The organism is Sorangium sp. So ce131 (assembly GCF_051519095.1).
GTDB lineage: Bacteria > Myxococcota_A > Polyangia > Polyangiales > Polyangiaceae > Sorangium.
In genome coordinates this window covers 4,439,171-4,457,173 of record NZ_CP150455.1, presented here as the reverse complement: position 1 = coordinate 4,457,173, position 18,003 = coordinate 4,439,171, and the positions used below count along the sequence as shown (strand labels likewise).

Below are 18,003 nucleotides of genomic sequence, written 5' to 3'. Positions count from 1 at the left end.
CCGATCGATGGACTCCCGCCACCGCAAGGACGAAGCGCAGCGCATCATCGAGACCTACGCCGCGCACGGCGAGGATCTCGCCCTCCGCGTCTACACCTCCCGCCTCCTCGGCGCCGACCCGTCGCTCGTCCTCCACGGCGGCGGGAACACGAGCGTCAAGAGCACGGCCGTCGACCTGCTCGGCGACCGGGTCGAGGTGCTCTTCATCAAGGGCAGCGGGTGGGATCTCGCCGCCATCGAGCCGCGCGGCTTCCCGGCGTGCCGCCTCGCGCCGCTCCGGCGCGCGTGTGAGCTCGAGCAGATGACCGACGAGCAGATGGTGGCGCTCCTGCGCGGCCAGATGCTCGATCCGTCGAGCCCCACCCCGTCGGTCGAGGCGCTGCTGCACGCGATCCTCCCCGCGAAGTTCGTCGATCACACCCACGCCGACGCGGTGCTCTCGGTGATCGACCAGCGCGGCTCGGCGGAGGCCGTCCAGGCGATCTACGGGGACGAGGTGATCTTCGTGCCGTACGTCATGCCGGGCTTCGCCCTGGCCCGCCGCGTCGCCGAGATCGTCCGCGCCCGCCTCGAGGCCGGCGCGCTCCCGTCGCTGATGATCCTCGACAAACACGGCGTCTTCACGTGGGGCGAGACCGCCGAGGAGAGCTACACGCGGATGATCGACGCCGTGACGCGCGCCGAGGAGTACCTCGCGCGGCGGGGCCAGATCCTCTCGCACCCCACGATCGCGGCGCCGGAGCTGGACGTGCGGGCGGCCATCGGCCCGGTCGTCCGGGGCGCGCTCGCCCGCGCCTCGGGCCGCCCGTGGGTGTGCACGCTCCGCACCAGCCTGCAGATCGTCGCCTTCTGCGAGCGCGACGACCTCGCGCGGGTGTCGCAGATCGGCTGCGCGACGCCCGACCATGTCATCCGCACGAAGGCGCGGCCGCTCGTCGTCCGCGACTACAACGTCTCCGACACGGCGCGGTTCCGCGCGAGCGTGGAGCAGGCCATCGCGCGGTACGTGGCCGAGTACCACGAGTATTTCCGCCGCTCCTCGGAGGCGCGGGGCGTCGTCCGGGAGGAGCTCGATCCGTTCCCGCGTGTGCTGCTCTTCCCGGGGGTGGGCGCGCTGTGCGTCGGCGGCTCGCGCGCCGAGGCCGAGATCGTCGCGGACATCTACGATCACACCGTGACGGTGATCGAGGACGCGGAGGCGCTCGGGGGGTACCAGCCAGTCTCGGAGCTCGACCTCTTCGACATGGAGTACTGGAGCCTCGAGCAGGCGAAGCTCAAGGTCGGGGCCGGCCAGAAGGGCCCGCTCGATCGGCGGATCGCCCTGATCACGGGGGCCGCCTCGGGCATCGGCCGCGCGACCGCGGCGGCGTTCCTCGCCGCGGGGGCGCACGTGGCGCTCGTCGACCGCGACGAGGAGCAGCTCGACAAGGCCGCGGCCGAGCTCGGGGCGCGCCACCGCGACCGCTGCGTCAAGGTGGCGTGCGACGTGCGCAGCGAGGCGAGCGTGAACAGGGCGCTCGCGCAGGCGGCGGCGCATTTCGGCGGGATCGACATCGTCGTCTCGAACGCCGGCCGCCCGTTCGCAGGATCGATCCACACGTCGGAGGGGCACGAGGCGCTGTGCACGTCGCTCGAGCTGAACCTGCTCGGCCACCAGAACGTGGCGCGCGCGGCGGCGCGGGTGCTGCTCGCCCAGGACTCGGGCGGCGCGCTCCTGTTCAACGCCTCGAAGAGCGCGTTCAACCAGGGGCCCGACTTCGGCCCCTACGCCGTCGCGAAGGCGGCGCTCGTGGCGCTGATGCGCCAGTACGCCGTCGATCTCGGCCGCCACGGCGTCCGCGCGAACGCCGTCAACGCCGATCGGATCCGCACCGCGCTGTTCGGCGCCGGCCTGCTGGAGGCGCGCGCCAAGGCCCGCGGCGTCTCCGTCGACGACTACTTCCGCGACAACCTGCTCCGGCGCGAGACCACCGCGGCGGACGTGGCGCAGGCCTTCCTCTACCTCGCGACCGCCGAGGCCACGACCGGCTGCGTCCTGACCGTCGACGGCGGCAACGCCGCCGCCTTCCCCCGGTGAGCGTCGGTCACCCGCTTCGGATACGGGCCCATCTCGACGTTTTCGGTGCTCAGCGCACTGGAGTGCGCTTGCGCGCCAAAAACGCCGATCTGGGCCCGTCTCCTGTGCGGGTGACCGACGCTCTGCGACGGGCGTACGAGGGGCGGTGGAGATGGATCTAGAGGCCCTGGGCGCGCGGATCGGCGCTGCGCTCGTCGAGCGCGGGCTTTTCCTGGACGTCCAGCCGGATCTTCTTCCAGTCCCCCGACCTGAACTTCCACACCATCGTGGCGGCGAGGAGGACCACGTAGATCACGCCGGCGCCCCAGATGCCCATCAGGCCGAAGCCGAGCGTGATGCCGAGCAGCCACGCGAGCGGGACGAGGCACGTGAAGTGGAGGATGAGCTCCACCACCATCACGAACACCGTGTTGCCCGCGCCGAAGAGCGCCTGCGTGAGGATCATGCCGACCGCGACGATCGGCGTGCAGAGGCCCATCACCTGGAACGGCCGGAGCGCCGCGGCCTGGACGAGCTCGCTGCTGCTGGCGAACGCGAGGATCTGCGGGGCGAAGATCACCTCGAGCACGCCGACGACGCCGAAGATCGCGAGGCCCAGCCGGACGCTCGCCCAGCCGAAGCGCGCCGCCTTGTCGCCGTCCTTCTCGCCGAGCGACTGCGCCACCAGGGTCGCGGTCGAGGTGCCGAAGGCCAGGCAGGCGGTGAACGTGAGCTTCAGGATCCCGACGATCACCGTGGTCGCCGCGCCGTAGACCGGCTCCGCGCGGCCGCCCGGGCAGAGGGGCGAGATCACGCCGGCGGGCGCGACCTGATCGAGCTTGCTGGCGATGGCGTAGAAGAGACCGAAGCCCGTCATGATCGCGATGGTCGCGACGGCGCTCGGGATCGAGAGCTTGAGGATCGACCAGGTGAGCGCGGCCGAGAGCTTGCTCGGGGAGAACGGGCGGTAGACGCGCCGGTACTGCGGCAGGAGCGCGTACACGAGCATGATCGCGAGGCCGACGTAGGTCGAGATGAAGCCCGCCATGCCCGCGCCCGCGATGCCGTGCTTCGGGATGCCGAGCGCCGTGTTCCCGAAGATGAGCAGGAGGCAGAGCGCGATGTTCAGCGCGTTCATCGCGAGCGCCGACACGAGGTGGATGTGCGTCTTGCCGATCCCGTCGAAGAACGCCTTCAGCGCGAACGTCGCCGCCATCGACATGACGCCGAGCAGGCGCCAGCCGAGGTAGTCGAGCGCCGCCTGCCGCGCGTCGGGCACCTTGATGATGACCGACAGGATGTACGGCATCGTCAGGTACCCGAGCGCCGAGAACACGACGCCGGCGACGACCGCGAAGAACAGCGCGTTCGCGAGGACCGCGCCCGCGTCCTCGGGCCGCTTCTCGGCGAAGCGGCGGGCGGTGAACGCCTGCGTGCCGACCGAGATCGCGCTGAGCGACCCGCCGAACAGCCAGAGGACGATCAGCGAGGGCAGGAGCGCGGCGTGCGCGTTCGACGACTCCGGGCACGGCAGGTGCGCGAAGAAGACGATGTCGACCTCGTTGACGATGCTCTGCGTGAGCATCGCCGCGACGGTCGGCAGCGCGAGCCGCAGGATGGCGCGATGGGGCGGGCCGGATGTAACGGCGTTCGAGCCTGACGCGGGCAGGACGATCTGAGCCATCGCAGGCTGCGCGGTATACAACGCCGCAGCCTGCGCGCGAGCGAAATGCGCCGCGTGGAGCGCAGCTTACTCGGCCTTCGCGAGGCGGGACCGCGGCTTGTGACGGCGCCGCTTCGCTTCGCCTTGCTCTTCGCGCCCTTCTGAATCGCCGGTGTCGGGCGCGACACGGCCAGGTGTCGTCGGCGCCGTCGCGGCCGAGCCGCGCGCGGAGGACGAGGAGGATCGGTCGCGCGCCTTGGCGTCGCGCTTCGCGATCTCGCGAGGCGCCCGGTCCGCCGCGCCCCGCGGCGCACGTTTGTCGGCCTTGCCGGCCGAGGCGCGCGCGGCCGGCGCGGGGCTGCGCGCGGCGTCGCCCTTGGCCGGCGGCCTCGCGGCGTCGCCCTTCGCGACGGCGGCAGGCGCGGCCGGTGAGGGCGGCGCGGGCGGGGCAACGGCGTGCGGCGCCGCCGACGACAGGGACGCCGCGGCGAGCGCAGCGGCAGGCGCGGCCGCGACGGCGAGCGCAGCGGCGGCCCCCTGCGCGGCCGGATCGGACGTGGACGCCGTCGCGGCGGCCGCTGCCGCTGCGGGCGCCTCGGCGAGCGCCGCCGCAGCGGCGGGCGCCTCGGCGGCGGACACGTCGGAGGCGGCTGCCGCTGCGGTCACCTCGGCGGCCGCTGCCGCTGCGGGCGCCTCGGCGGCTGCGCCGGGCGGGGCGGCCGCCTCGCCCGCCACGTCGAGCAGCGCGGCGGCCGCGGGGACGCCGGCCGCGATCTCGCGCCCCTTGCCCGCGAGGAGCACGCCCGCCAGCGTCATCGCGGCGGCCACGGCGGTGAACCCGAGCGCGCGGCGGCGGGCGCGGGCGCGGGCGGGCGCGGCCAGCGCGCTCAGGACGGCCTCCCGCATCTCGGCCGTGCTCTGGAAGCGGACGCTCGGGTGCCGCGCCAGCGCGCGCATCACGAGCTCGTCGACGAACGGCGGGATCTGCCGCGCCGGCGCGCGCTCGCGCAGGCGCTCGGGGCTGCCCTTGATCTTCGCGTCGAGCAGCGCGACGAGGCTCGGCTCGACGAACGGCAGCCGCCCCGTGAGCATCTCGTAGAGCACGCAGCCGAGCGCGTAGAGGTCGGCGCGCGCGTCGATCCGCCCCGATGCGGCCTGCTCGGGCGCCATGTACTCGGGCGTCCCCACGATCGCGAGCGCGGCCCGGGCGGGACCCTCGCCCGCGCCCGTCGCGTCGGCGGCGCCGCCGGCCTCGCCGCGGTCGTCGGCGAGGTGCTTGGCGAGGCCGAAATCGAGCAGCTTCAGGCCGGCGTCCGCGAGGGCGGGCACGCCCGCGGCGCCGCTCGGGCGCGTCAGGAACAGGTTCTCGGGCTTGATGTCGCGGTGGACGAGGCCCTCGGCGTGCGCGAGCTCGAGCGCGCTCAGCACCTTGAGCGCCATCGCGAGCGCGTCCCGCCAGTCGACCGCGGGCCCGCGGGCGAGCGCCACGTCGAGCGTCTCGCCCTCGAGCAGGTCCATGCCGCAGAACAGCCGGCCGTCCGCGGCCATCCCGAAGTCGTGGACCTTCACGAGGTGCTCGTGGGAGAGCCGCGAGAGGACGCGCGCCTCGCGCCGGAAGCGGCCGGCGACGACCTCGGACGCGGAGTGCTCGGCGGACACGACCTTGAGCGCGAGCCGGCGCCCGAGGTCCACGTGCTCCGCCTCGTAGACGATGCTGCTCGCGCCCCTGCCGATCTCGCGCAGCACGCGGTAGCGCGTGCCCGGCAGCATGCCGTCGTCGCCGCGCTCGGCGGACGCCATGGCCTCCGCGCGGGGGCTCACGGGCGTCGCCGCCGCCGCGCGGTGCGCCTTGGCGGCGGCGATGAGGCCCGCGAACTCGCCGCGCGAGCGCGCCGGCTCGCCGGGGAAGAGCCGCTGCATGAGGTGCGCGGTCCGCGCGCGCACGCCGCGCTCGCCGCCCGGCAGCGCGGCCGCCGCGCCGAGCAGCGCGGCGAGGTCGCGCGCGGCGGCGCGGCTCGACGGGTAGCGCGCGTCCCTGTCGAACGCGGTGAGCCGCGCGATCGCGGCGTCGAGCGCCGGCGGCGCCCCGAGCAGGGCGGCGAGGGGCGGCGGATCGTTCTCGTTGCGGGCCACCGCGGCCATGTGCGCCTGCGCGTCGCCCTGGAGGAAGCGCCGGCCGGCGCACAGCTCCCAGAGGATGATCCCGAGCGCATAGAGGTCGACGCGCGCGTCGCCCGGATCGCCGTTGGCGACCTCGGGCGCGACGTAACCCGGCTTCGCGAAGACGACGCCCGCGACGGTGTGGCAGCGCCGGTTCTGCCCGCGGGCCGTGCCGAAGTCGATGATCTTCACGTCGCCCGAGAACCCGAGCATCACGTTCTGGGGCGACAGGTCGCGGTGCACGATGCTGAGCGCCGCGCCCGCGGCGTCCCTGCGCTCGTGCACGTGCGCGAGCGCCTCGGCGATCATCGTCGCGATCGCGACGGCCTCCGCCCAGTCGAAGCGGTGGCCGAGCTGCACCGCGCGGGCCCGCACCTCGCCGAGGCTCCGGCCCTCGACGTGCTCGACCACCGCGTACGGCTCGCCCGTCGCCGGGTCGACGTCCGCCTCGATGACCTGCGCGACGCCGGAGTGCTGGAGCTGCGCCTGCACGCGCGCCTCGTCCAGGAAGCGCGCGATGTAGCTCGGATCGGACGCGTGCTCGCGGCGGATGATCTTCACGACCACCGGGCGCTCCGCGCCCTCGAGGCCGGTCGTCGAGGCGAGGAACACCTCGCCCATGCCGCCGCGCGCGATGCGCCGCAGGAGCACGTACCGGCCGAGCGGCCGGGGCACGTCGTCCGCGGCGAAGCCGCTCTTGTTGTGCTCGTGCGAGGGCGGAGGAACCGGGCGAGGCACGGTCGCAGAGGAGTTCGCCATGGAGCGAACCTACCGGATGTAGGACAAGGTGGGCCAAATTCAGGTAGTCCACGGCGACGCCGCGCTGCGGCACACCGAATTTCCCGCGGAAAGTCCTCCGAGCGCACCTTTTCGACACAAGGGCTCTCCAGATTGTCCACAGGGTTATCCCCACCCTGTCGACAAGTCGCGCATGGCGGACGTTCTTCCAGAACGGTCGGCGGTTCCCGCACGGGCGGCGGGTTCCCGCGCGGGCGGCGGCGGCGACGACCTCCCTGCGTGTGGAAACGTGCGTGGGCCAGCGACGACGCGACGACGCGACGACCAGCTGACGAGCGCGCCTCGGCGCCGTCCCCGGACGGCGGCACGCGGCGATCGCCCGGGAAGCCGGCCATTGCTCTCCCGGCGGGCCTCGGCTACATCCAGGGTTCGAATGTCGCGGCACGCTGTCCAGCGCCTGATGACATTGCTGACGTTCGCGTTGGCGATGGTCGTCTCGCTGCGTGCGCGCGCCGCGATCGTCCCGGTCTGCGAGGACGATCGCATGACGATCGTGGCTCCTCCGAGCGAGCCCTCGTGCACCGTGTTGACCAGCGTCGACGACGAGACGGGCGAGACGAGGGACGCTCCCCTCTGCGATCCCCGCGGCGCTTCCTCGGTCGCGCCGCAGCGCACCCTCCCGATCGCCGACGACCGGATCGATGCGGCGCCCGGGTGTCTGGGCGGCGACGCCGGGCCGAGCGTCGGGCCGAACTCGCGCCACCCCGTGCCGACGAGCGAGCTCGCCAGCACGCCGCACCAGGCGCTGCTCCTGTCCGATCTCGTCCTCCCTGCCCCGTGCGCTTCCATCGCGCACGTCTCGTTCCTCCCGCGGCCTGGAGGGCCGCGTGCCGGGGTCGAGCAGGGCGTCTATCACCCGCCTCGCTGAGGCGGGCTCGCCGGCAGGCCGCCGCCGATCGCGCGCCGCGATCCCTCGAGGATCGCCGGCATGGAGCGCCGATCGGCCCGTGAGGCCGGCTCTGCCGCGAGACCCTGGAGCGTTGCCGGCCTGACCCGAGCCAGCAGGCGCTCGTCCTGACCCCAAACGAAGCGCGCCCGTCCCTGCGGTCGACGCGCGCGCCGCGAGGGACGTCTCGACGCAGTCGCCCGGCCCGCGGGTCCCCTAGCCGGTTCAGCGCTCCACCGGGGCCTGCGCTGCCCAGAGGGGCGGCGGCGGCTCCTTCGGCCCGGGGTGGCTTGCCGCCCCGGGAGCTCGGGATTGACCGTCTTGTCGCGGGCGCTCCGCAGGGAGCGCCCGCGTTAGGGAGGGGCCCCGCCTGGCGGAGCTCCACCAACGTTGAGAGAGGAAACCATCATGAACAAGGGAACAGCCATCGTCGGCTTCCTTCTCTGCTTCATCGCAGGGATGGGGCTGATGTGGAGCATCGATCGGAGCGCCGGCTCGCGCGGCCACGAGATCTCGGCGGTGTTCGAGGAGGGGCAGCCGTGGACCGACGAGGACGCGTCGGTCCCGGTGTCGTCGAAGGACCCGATGTGGGGCTCGCGCACGGCGCCGGTGACGATGGTCGTCTTCAGCGACTTCGAGTGTCCGTTCTGCTCGCGGGTCGAGACCACGATCAACCAGCTCAAGGAGAAGTACGGCCCGGACAAGCTGCGGATCCTCTGGAAGAACAACCCGCTCGCCTTCCACAAGAACGCGCGCCCGGCGTCGCTCGCGGCCGAGACCGTGTTCCGCCTCGGCGGCTCGAAGGCGTTCTGGAAGTTCCACGAGCTCGCCTTCCAGAACCAGAAGGCCCTCACGCCCGAGAACTTCGAGAAGTGGGCCGGCGAGGCCGGCGTCGACAAGGCGAAGTGGAAGGCCGCGTACGACCGGCAGGAGTACATGGCCAAGATCGACGCCGACATGGCGGTCGGCAAGTCCGCCGGCGTCACCGGCACGCCCGCCTCGGTCATCAACGGCGTGTTCCTGAGCGGCGCTCAGCCGATCGACAAGTTCACCGCCGTCATCGACGAGCAGCTCAAGGCCGCGCAGGCGGCGGTCGCCGCGGGGACCAAGCCCGACAAGGTGTACGCCAAGCTCTCCGCGGAGAACAAGGCGAAGGCGCCGCCCCCCAAGGATCGCGAGCGCCCGCAGGAGGACGACAAGACCGTGTGGAAGGTGCCCGTCGGCGACGCGCCCGCCAAGGGCCCGGCGACCGCGCTGGTCACCATCGTCGAGTGGTCCGATTTCCAGTGCCCCTTCTGCTCCAAGGTCGTCCCGACGCTCGACGAGATCGTCAAGACCTACGGCGACAAGGTCCGCTTCGTCTGGAAGAACAACCCGCTCCCGTTCCACCAGCGCGCCGAGCCCGCGGCCGAGCTCGCCATGGAGGCCCGCGCGCAGAAGGGTGAGAAGGGCTTCTGGGACGCGTACGACCTGCTCTGGAAGAACCAGCAGAAGCTCAACGACGAGGACCTGCTCGGCTACGCCAAGGAGCTCGGGCTCGACGTCGAGAAGGTGAAGGCCGCGATCGCCGACAAGAAGCACGGCGCCTCGATCGCCGCCGATCAGGAGCTCGCGGACGACCTGCAGGCGTCCGGGACCCCGCACTTCTTCATCAACGGCCGCCGCCTCGTCGGCGCGCAGCCGATCGAGAAGTTCAAGACGATCATCGACGAGGAGATCAAGAAGGCCGAGGGGCTGCTCGCGAAGGGCATCGCCCCGAAGGATCTCTACGCCGAGCTCATCAAGGACGGCAAGGAGCCGCCGCCGCCCGAGCGCAAGGAGGTCGCCGCGCCGGCGCCGAACAGCCCGTGGAAGGGCGGCGAGCGGGCGAAGGTCGTCATGCAGGTCTTCTCCGACTTCGAGTGCCCGTTCTGCAAGCGCGTCGAGGACACGGTCGCCCAGGTGTCGAAGACCTACGGCGACAAGCTGAAGATCGTGTGGCGCCACCGGCCGCTGCCGATGCACAAGAACGCGCCGCTCGCGTCCGAGGCCGCGCAGGAGGCGTTCGCGCAGAAGGGCAACGCCGCGTTCTGGGCGTACCACGACACCCTCTTCAAGAACCAGGGTCAGCCGGAGGCGTTCGCGCGCGCCTCGCTTGAGAAGTACGCCGAGGAGCAGGGCCTCGACATGACGAAGTTCAAGAAGGCGCTCGACACGAACACCCACAAGGCGTTCGTGGACTCCGAGAACTCCGTCGCCGACAAGGCGGGGATCAGCGGGACGCCGGCCTTCGTCGTGAACGGCTACTTCATCAGCGGCGCGCAGCCGTTCTCGAAGTTCAAGAAGATCATCGACAAGGCCCTGAAGGAAGCCGGCGAGACCGCGCCCGCCGCCGCGAAGGTGGACGCCGTGAAGAAGCCGGCCGTTCAGCCGGCCGCCGCCCCCGCCCCCGCCCCCGCGCAGAAGTGAAGCCCCGCGGCGCGGCCTGAGCGCCCGCCGATCCACGCCAACGAAAGGGCGGCTCCCGCTCGCCGGATGAGCCGCCCACCTCCCCTCCCCTCACGCGCGGACCGGCGACCCGCCACACGGGCGGATCCCGGCCGTCGGCCGCGCGGGCGGGTCTCCGCGACCCGCCGCGCCCTCCACCACGTCGCGCGCGCTGCGCCTAGCCTGCGCTGCGCGGGCTGCGCCTAGCCTGCGCTGCGGAACCGGGAGCGCCCCTCGGAGATCCACCACGCGCGGTAGCGCTCCTGGGCCGCCTCCCGCTCCTGCCGCGGGAGGTCCTCGTAATAGCCGAAGTACTCCTTCGTGATGCCCTTCAGCTCGTCGATGGCGGCGCGGCGGATGGCGGGCTTCTCGTGCGTGAGGGCGTCGATGATCCACTCGACGCGGTGGCGCTCGCTGTTCCTCGCCCACCACGACGCCCACTTGCGCGCGTCGCGGCCGTGGTCTTCCCGCGTGATCACGACGAGCGCCCGGGCCGCCGCCTCGACGATCGCCTCGTGCCCGTCGGTGAGCGCGACGATGAGCGCCGGCACGACCGATCCGGCGCGGATCTCGGTCATCGTCTCGATCGCGGTCAGCCGCCGCGCCGGCGACTCTTCCCGGTCGCGCGCGATGTGGTCGAGGCCCTGGAGGATCGGGTTTCCCGCCGGCGGCGCCGCGATCAGCAGCGCCGCGGACCGGACCGCGATCCGCCGCACGGCGAGGTTGTCGTCGAAGAGCCGAGGCAACAGCGCGTTGGCGGCCTCCTGGTACGGGAGCTCGCCCAAGACGTGTGTTGCCCAGAAGCGCACCTCGGGATCGGGCGAGGCGCTCCGGACCGTCATGAAGGGCAGCGCAGGGCGCCGGATTGCCACGATGAGCTCGAGCAGCGGGCCGCACTGCGAGGCGGGCGGCGCAGCGGCGGCGCCGGCGGTCCCGTCCGGGCCGGCGAGCTGCTCGCGGAAGCGCTGGCGGTCGACCCGGAGCGGGCCGGGGAAACGCGCGGCGATGAGCGAGATCGCGGACTCGCCGTTGCGCACGAGCTCGGCGAAGGCCCGCTCGCCCTGCTCGCCGCCCGCGAGGACGTGCTGGAGGAGCGAGGTGTACTCGGCGCGCAGCTCGCCGGCGCCGGCCGGAGAGGGCGAGACCGCCGCGCGCCGCTCGGACGAGGGCCGCGGGTGCGCGGCGGTGGTCTCGACGCCGGCCGGCGTGCGGCGGCGCCACGTGGGGCGCCCTGCGGCGGGCGCCGGCCCGAGCTCCCGGTGCTCCTCGGCGCCGGGCGTGATGGAGCTGTCGAGCATCCACGGCGGCCGCGAGTACCGCCTCGTCCGCCCCTCTTCGGGCTCGCCGTGCTCGGGCTCCTCGCGCGGCGCGTGGGCCACCGCCGCGGGGACCTCGAGGTCGGGGATCTCCTCGATGACGGCCGGCACGCGCGGCGCGGTGACCACCGGCATCATCGGCGCGGTGACCGCGGGCATCATCGGCGCGGTGACCGCCGTCCCCGACACGACGTCCGCGCCTGCCTCGAGGCCCAGCCGGATCTGAGGCTCGACGGCGAGCGGCGAGACGGGCGGCATCGGCGCCGGCGGCACGGTCGAGCTGAACGCGATGCCGTGCTCGACACCTTCGTCCGGTTGCACGGGCTCGGCCTCGACGCCGGTGCCACGGAGCCCGAACGCGCGCGCGACGGCGTCGATCCCGGAGCCGCCGTCCTCCGTGGACCACCCGCCCTGAGGCGGCGCGCCCTGCGGCTCGGCGGCCGCGCCGTCGGCGCGCCGTGGCTCCCGCGCGCCGGGCTCCGCGGACGGCGCGGCGCTCGCGCCGGCGGCGGGCGATCCGTGCGCCTCCGCGCGCACGACGCTGCTCAGCTCCAGGAGCGCGGCGCGCGTCCGGAGAGAGAGCGGTCCCCCGTGCGCGTGCTCGTCGGCGGGTTCGGCTGGCTCGTGCGGCGCCGCCGACTCGCGCGGCGGCGCGGACTCGTGCGGCGCCGCCGACTCGCGCGGCGGCGCGGACTCGCGCGGCGGCGCAGACTCGCGCGGCGGCGCGGAGTCGCGCGGCGGCGCGGAGTCGCGCGGCGGCGCAGACTCGCGCGGCGGCGCGGACTCGCGCGGCCCCGGTCTGTCGCTCTGCCGGGCCGCGCCGCTCCGGTTCAGCTTCTTCTTCCGCAGGATGAGCCGCTCCAGCACCGTGGTCGCGACCCCGGCGAGCGCGATGAGATCGCCGAGGCTGGACAGCTCGACCGAGGCGGCGCCGTCGTCGCCGTAGAGGAGCGCCACGACGCGGCCGCGCACGACCACCGGAACGACGGCCGCCATGGCCGACGGAGGTGTCCGGCCGAGGTCGCGCTGCAGCTCGGCGTCGCCGGCGCTGCCGACGACGGCGGTGACGAGCGGAGCGCGGAGCGTGCGCGCCTTGGCGAGGGCGTTCGGGCGATCGAAGGGGACCGAGATCTTCGTGACGCGTTCGCGCTCGGCGCCGGGCCCTGCGGCATTGCGGCCTTCCGCGCGCTCGCCGTGCACCGTGAACAGGACCGTGTACTCGAAATATTGCTGTGCAAAATCGAACAGGATCGCGAGCACGGACTCGGTGGAGTCGACGGCCGCGAGCTCCTGTTCGGCCATGGCGAGGGTGAACGGGCCCTTCCTCCGATGGGTCGCCGGAGCGGACCGTCCCGCGGCGCGCATCGGCCCCTTCGTCGCCGGCGAGATCGGTGCGATCGGCGAGGTTGGCTGTCGCTCCACCACGGGCGCGACCAGCGCAGGCGCGCCCGACGGACGATGGGAAGATGCGTCGTCTCGCGGCAACGTCTCGAGCGGAGAGCGAGGCGCCCCCGACGCGCGCTTCAGCCAGCCTGTGAGCAGGTAGTTGCTCGGTCCCGACGGACGGATCGCTGAAGGCGCGGGGGGCGCAGGCGCCGCTGGCCTCTGCACCGGCGCCGACTCCTCCACCGGCGCCGCTGGTTCCTGCGCCGGTTCCTCCACGGGCGCCGGCTCTTCCACCGGCGCCGCTGGCTCTTGCACCGGCGCTGGCTCTTGCACCGGCGCTGGCTCCTGCACCGGCGGCACCGGCTCCTCCACCGCCAGCACCGGGTACACATCCGCCGACGCGGCGAACGAAGCCAAGCGCGGCGCGAGCTCCGCCGAACGCGGCGTCGGCTCCGCGGGTTCGAGCGCGGGCTCCTCGGGCGACGCTGCCGCGGTGCCGGCGATCAAGGTCGCCTCGTCCGGCTCCGCAGGGGCGCTCGTCTCCTCTACAGGCGGCTCCTCCGCTTGACCGCGCTGCGGCGCGAGCTCGTCCATTGGGGACGCGATCGCCTCGGCGCGAGGCTTGTGCGCACCGGAAGAAGCGAACGGATCCCGCGGCTTCCGGAGCGGCCACGAGGTCAGCGCGGGGAGCTCGAGCGGATACGCGGCGACGACGGTGGGCTCGTCGTCCAGCTCATGCAACGACGGTTTCCTCGGGGTGGGCACGGCCTCGCTGGGCGAGGCCTCCGCGCTGACCGTGTCTTCGTCGAAGACCGACGTGAGCGATTCCACGGTCGGCGCATCCTCGATGCTGGATCGCCGCTTCGCGCCCCGCGCCTGCGCCCGCTCCGCCTCTCTCTCCTCCTGCGCTGCGGCAGCGGGAGAGGCCGGCGCCGGCGTCTCCGGCGACGGCGCCGCGGCGGCAGCGGGGCTCGGCTCCATCGTCGAGGGGCTCGGCTCCATCGTCGAGGGGCTCGGCTCCATCGTCGAGGGGCTCGGCTCCATCGTCGAGGGGCTCGGCTCCATCGTCGAGGGGCTCGGCTCCACCGTCGAGGGGCTCGGCTCCATCGTCGAGGGGCTCGGCTCCACCGTCGAGGGGCTCGGCTCCACCGTCGAGGGGCTCGGCTCCACCGTCGCCGGGGTCGGCTCGGCACGCGCGTCGAGCTGCGTGAGGAGCCGCGTCAGGCGTCGGTCGAGCGCGTGCCCGTAGTGCTCCGCCAGCGCCTGGCGGATGCGCGCCAGCGGCGACGCGACCTGCCGCAAGCTGACGCCGAGCGCGGCGCTCAGCTCCTCGACGACCGCTGGCGCGAGCGGCTCGGCCGTCGCGATGACCAGCGTCTCCTCAGGCTGCGACGCGCCCGTCGCCCGCGTGTTGATGACCGTCCGCACGTCGAGCGGGAACACCCGGTGCCGGATCGCGAGCTCTGCCGGGAGCGTCCGGATCACCTCGGCGGACGCGGGCCGCAGCCGGCCCACGGCGGGCGGGAACCCGAGGCTCTCCGCGAGCAGCGTGGTGAGCTCGCGCTCGCGCACCGCGCCCAGCTCCAGCACGTTCGTGGCGAGATCGCCGCCATGGATCACCTGGCGGGCGATCGCCTCCTCGACCACACGCATCGAGGTAACCCCATGCTGCACGAGGAGAGAGCTCAGCGTCGGCATCGAGGCGCATTCATCCGTGTGCGGTGGAAGATGGAGCACGCTCGCGACGTGCGGCCCAGTCCATCCTAGACGAAGTTTTCATCGGACACGATCCGCGCGTTGGCCCCCCGGATACGGACATTCTCTCCGTCCCCCCCGGCCGCGGCGTAGCAGCCGCCCTGCGCCTCAGGCAAGCTTCGGACGCTCCCCCCCTCCGATGCCGCCGAGGGTGCACGTGAAGCGCAGCCCGGCGGCGGACATGTCGGCGGCCGACGCCGACGCGCCGCCATCCCGGCGCTCGGTCGAGGGCTGGACCGTCAGCCCGCCCCCGTGCGCGTCGAGGATCCCGCGCGCGATCGCGAGCCCCAGCCCGAGCCGCTCGCGACGGCGCGGTGCGACAGGATCGGCCGGGATGGCCGCCCGCTCGCCGAACGGATCGAGCAGACGAGCGAGCGGCTCCGGAGACACGGGGCCCGCCTCGTCGACGACCGTCACCACCGGCCCGCCCTCCGCGCCGGCGACGCGGATCGTGACCGGCCGATCGCGCGACCGCAGGATCGCGAAGCCGAGCACGTACTCGAGGGCCACCCGCAGCAGCTCCGGATCCCCCTCCAGCGTGGTCGCCCCATCGGGCTCGGCGTCGAGCGACACCCGCACGCCGCGGGCGGCGGCCATCTCCCCCAGGTGCGCGGCCGCCAGCCGGGCGAGCTCGCCGGCGTCACACCGGGCGATCGACATCGGGCGGCTCGTGTCCGCGCGCAGCCAGACGGCGTTGTCGAACTCGTCGAGCAGCCGCTTCAGCCGCTCGCCTGCGCCGCGCACGCGCTCCAGCATGTCGCGCGACCCCGCCCCGAGATCCTTCTGATAACGCAAGAGATAGTGGATCCCCGCGAGCATGGTCGCCAGCTCGCCCCGAAGATCGTGGCCTACACGACCGAAGAACTCGTCATCCATCCACATAAAACGCCTGCTCCGAATATGCAGCAGCGCGGGCCTCGAGCATCCGACTGGCGAGCCAACCGTGGTCGGGACCCACCCGAAACAGCCGTCCCCGGACGCCGCGGGCGCACGCGCGCACCCCCCCTCAACGCTGGACATGGATGGTTGCGGATAAGCGACCTGGGCACAAGGTGTACATCGGGCTCAGTCCAGCCTCCACGAACGAGGGGCAACGTTTCCAGAGACGCCGGGTGGGCGTGGCTGCCCGCCCCGCCCGTGCGCCGAGGCCCGAGCGCCTGGGGACGCGCGATCATCCGATGCGCGAGCGGGGGAGCATGTCCGAGGCAGAGTTCACCGAGCAGGGCGACGAGCGGCGCGACGAGCAGAGCCGCGCGGCGGAGGCGCAGCGCCGGATCCTCATCGTGGATGACGATCCCGACTTCCTCGCCGTGGCCGAGGCGGCGCTCGCCGCGCACGGGTTCCTGGTCGAGCGCGCGGCCGGGGGGCTGCGCGGGGTGTTCCTCGCCACACAGGACGTGCCGGATGTGATCCTCTGCGACCTGCGGATGCCCGGGATCGACGGCTTCGTCGTCGCCGAGGCGCTCCGCGCCGATCCGGCGACGCAGCACGTCGCGATCTTCGCGTGCACCGGCCGGCGCGACCTCGAAGCCCGGGCTGCCCTCAACGCGTCGGCCTTCGACGGCGTGCTCGTGAAGCCCGTCGACTGGGACAGCGCCGCGCGCCTGCTCAGCGAGATCGTCGGCCTGCGCCGCCCCTAAGGGGCCACCCAGGCCGCATAGGGTTCTGCCTTATCGACCTTCAGGCCGGGCTGCGGGAAGTCCCTGCGAAGGTGGGGGAAATGCCCGGCGTCGAGGCGGCAATAGGGTATACAAAGCCTACGTGACCCGAGCGGATTGCCCCCCACCATGGGTGCATCCGAGGCCGGCCGAGCGGTGCCGGAAGCGAGCGCCACCGGTCAGCCGGCGCGCTGATGAACGGAAAGGCTCACTGGGATGGAAGTGAAGTATGACGACAACGCGTTCTCGCCGCTCGTCCTGGTCGTGGACGATTTTCAAGACAATCGCGAGATGTTCGCGGAATACCTGGCCTTCTCCGGGTTCCGCGTGGCCGAGGCGGCGACCGGGCGGGAAGCGCTCGACCGCGCCTTCGAGCTCATCCCGGATCTCATCCTGATGGACCTGTCGCTCCCGGAGATCGACGGCTGGGAGGCGACGCGCCACCTCAAGAACGACCCGCGCACGAGGCGGATCCCGATCGTCGCGCTCACCGGTCACACGCTCGCGGGGCACTCGCGCGAGGCGAAGGACGCGGGGTGCGACGCCTTCCTCACGAAGCCGTGTCTCCCGGACGCGCTCGTGCTCGAGATTCGCCGCCTGCTGTCGCGCGGTGACGCCGAGGCGCGAGGGGCGCCCGCGCAGCCCGAGAGGACGCCCTAATCCGCGTCGAGCCTCCGCTCCGAGGCTGCGACGAAGCCTGCGCGCGGCGCTCGCGGGGCGCGTGAAGCCCCGGGACAACGCACGTGCGCTCCCGCGCTGCCAGGACTTGACTCCGGCACCACCTGACTATTCCCGGCATAGTCTTTCTGGCTAACTGGTTGAGAGAGACATGAGGGAACAAGGATGGCGGGGGTGACGAGAAAAAAAAGCCGGAAAGAACGCGGCGGAGACGGCGGAAGCAGCGCACGCCCGCACGCTCCGCAAGCGCCCCGCGGCGGCGCCCCTGCGGGCCGCCAAGAGGGGCTCGACCTCCGCCGCCGCGAACGGCCCCAGGTCGTCGGGATCGGCCGCGCTGCGGACCAGGGCGCCGAGGCGATCGACGACGGACGTGGAGCGGCGCGCGCCGCGGGGCAAGGCGTCCGAGCGCGAGCAGCTCGCGGAGGAGTGCCAGCGGCTGGAGCGCCGCGCCGAGGCCGCGGAGCGCCTGCTCCGCGACACCGTGTCGACCATCTCTCACGACCTCAGGAACTCGCTGAGCGTGATCGTGGTGAGCGCCCGCATGCTGATGCGCTCCATCCCGCAGGACGGCCCGGGGCGGCGGCAGCTCGACGCGATCACCCGCGCGGCCGACGAGATCAACCAGCTCGCTCAGGATCTGGTCGACGCCATGAGCATCGAGAACGGCTCGCTGCGGGTCGGCATGGGCGCGCACGAGATCGCGCCCATCGTCGACAGGGCGATCGAGCTCGTGGCGCCGACGGTCGCGCTGAAGCCCCTCGAGATCGCGAAGGAGGTGCCGCACGACCTGCCGCCCATCACGTGCGACCGTGACCGCATCGTCCAGGTCGTCGCCAACCTGCTCGGCAACGCCCTGCGCTTCACGCCGAAGGGCGGGCGCATCACGGTGCGCGCGGAGCCCTCGGGCCACGGCGCGCGGTTCTCGATCTCGGACACCGGCCCCGGCATCGCGTCGGAGCAGCACGCGCTGCTCTTCGCGCGCCACGCGCCGCCGCGACGCCCCATGGGGCAAGGGATGGGGCTCTCGGCGTTCGTCACCAAGGGGATCGTGGAGGCCCACGGCGGCACGATCTGGGTCGAGAGCGAGCCCGGCCGCGGCAGCACGTTCTTCTTCACCATCCCGGCCGCCGAGCTCGCCGAGCGCGCCCCCTGAAGCGCGCTCGCGGTCGGCGGCGGGCGCC

Annotated in this window: 10 protein-coding genes; 6 read left to right on the top strand and 4 right to left on the bottom strand. The window is 73.2% G+C overall.

Annotated features, from left to right (window positions below; all coding sequences use genetic code 11):
• Window positions 1-7 precede the first annotated feature (7 nt).
• On the top strand, window positions 8-2,077 hold the full coding sequence (locus WMF43_RS16385) for a bifunctional aldolase/short-chain dehydrogenase (protein ID WP_437681311.1): 2,070 nt from the start codon (window positions 8-10) through the stop codon (window positions 2,075-2,077).
• 157 nt (window positions 2,078-2,234) lie between these two features.
• Here the strand turns inward: WMF43_RS16385 and WMF43_RS16380 are convergent, their stop codons facing one another.
• The gene (locus WMF43_RS16380; protein ID WP_437681310.1) at window positions 2,235-3,740 is read right to left on the bottom strand and encodes an MATE family efflux transporter; all 1,506 of its coding nucleotides are present in this window, start codon (window positions 3,738-3,740) and stop codon (window positions 2,235-2,237) included.
• 66 nt (window positions 3,741-3,806) lie between these two features.
• A complete protein-coding gene (locus WMF43_RS16375) occupies window positions 3,807-6,638 on the bottom strand; it encodes a serine/threonine-protein kinase (protein WP_437681309.1) in 2,832 nt (943 codons plus the stop codon).
• A 439-nt stretch (window positions 6,639-7,077) separates the two neighbouring features.
• On the opposite strand from WMF43_RS16375, the gene WMF43_RS16370 reads away from it, so the two are divergent.
• On the top strand, window positions 7,078-7,545 hold the full coding sequence (locus tag WMF43_RS16370) for a hypothetical protein (protein WP_437681308.1): 468 nt from the start codon (window positions 7,078-7,080) through the stop codon (window positions 7,543-7,545).
• Window positions 7,546-7,971: 426 nt separating this feature from the next.
• Window positions 7,972-10,011 carry a DsbA family protein gene (locus tag WMF43_RS16365; protein WP_437681307.1) on the top strand — a complete coding sequence of 680 codons (2,040 nt, stop codon included), beginning with the start codon at window positions 7,972-7,974 and terminating at the stop codon, window positions 10,009-10,011.
• Window positions 10,012-10,232: 221 nt separating this feature from the next.
• Here the strand turns inward: WMF43_RS16365 and WMF43_RS16360 are convergent, their stop codons facing one another.
• Complete coding sequence (locus WMF43_RS16360; protein WP_437681306.1) at window positions 10,233-14,429, bottom strand: hypothetical protein; 4,197 nt, start codon at window positions 14,427-14,429, stop codon at window positions 10,233-10,235.
• 165 nt (window positions 14,430-14,594) lie between these two features.
• Window positions 14,595-15,368 (bottom strand): sensor histidine kinase, encoded by a 774-nt coding sequence (locus WMF43_RS16355; protein WP_437681305.1) that lies wholly within the window; start codon window positions 15,366-15,368, stop codon window positions 14,595-14,597.
• 314 nt (window positions 15,369-15,682) lie between these two features.
• Here WMF43_RS16355 and WMF43_RS16350 point away from each other — a divergent pair, with 314 nt between their 5' ends.
• The 3 genes from WMF43_RS16350 to WMF43_RS16340 all read left to right on the top strand — a co-directional run bounded on the left by WMF43_RS16350 (window position 15,683) and on the right by WMF43_RS16340 (window position 17,975).
• Window positions 15,683-16,126 (top strand): response regulator, encoded by a 444-nt coding sequence (locus WMF43_RS16350; protein WP_437681304.1) that lies wholly within the window; start codon window positions 15,683-15,685, stop codon window positions 16,124-16,126.
• Window positions 16,127-16,360: 234 nt separating this feature from the next.
• Window positions 16,361-16,804, top strand: a complete 444-nt coding sequence (locus WMF43_RS16345; RefSeq protein WP_437681303.1) for a response regulator — start codon at window positions 16,361-16,363, stop codon at window positions 16,802-16,804.
• A 388-nt stretch (window positions 16,805-17,192) separates the two neighbouring features.
• Complete coding sequence (locus WMF43_RS16340) at window positions 17,193-17,975, top strand: sensor histidine kinase (protein ID WP_437681302.1); 783 nt, start codon at window positions 17,193-17,195, stop codon at window positions 17,973-17,975.
• Window positions 17,976-18,003: the final 28 nt, after the last annotated feature.

Bases quoted from the DNA above. Each gene is read 5' to 3' on its own strand.
- WMF43_RS16385 (WP_437681311.1), top strand. From the start codon at position 8: ATGGACTCCCGCCACCGCAAGGACGAAGCGCAGCGCATCATCGAGACC.
- WMF43_RS16380 (WP_437681310.1), bottom strand. From the start codon at position 3,740: ATGGCTCAGATCGTCCTGCCCGCGTCAGGCTCGAACGCCGTTACATCC.
- WMF43_RS16375 (WP_437681309.1), bottom strand. From the start codon at position 6,638: ATGGCGAACTCCTCTGCGACCGTGCCTCGCCCGGTTCCTCCGCCCTCG.
- WMF43_RS16370 (WP_437681308.1), top strand. From the start codon at position 7,078: ATGACATTGCTGACGTTCGCGTTGGCGATGGTCGTCTCGCTGCGTGCG.
- WMF43_RS16365 (WP_437681307.1), top strand. From the start codon at position 7,972: ATGAACAAGGGAACAGCCATCGTCGGCTTCCTTCTCTGCTTCATCGCA.
- WMF43_RS16360 (WP_437681306.1), bottom strand. From the start codon at position 14,429: ATGCCGACGCTGAGCTCTCTCCTCGTGCAGCATGGGGTTACCTCGATG.
- WMF43_RS16355 (WP_437681305.1), bottom strand. From the start codon at position 15,368: ATGTGGATGGATGACGAGTTCTTCGGTCGTGTAGGCCACGATCTTCGG.
- WMF43_RS16350 (WP_437681304.1), top strand. From the start codon at position 15,683: ATGTCCGAGGCAGAGTTCACCGAGCAGGGCGACGAGCGGCGCGACGAG.
- WMF43_RS16345 (WP_437681303.1), top strand. From the start codon at position 16,361: ATGGAAGTGAAGTATGACGACAACGCGTTCTCGCCGCTCGTCCTGGTC.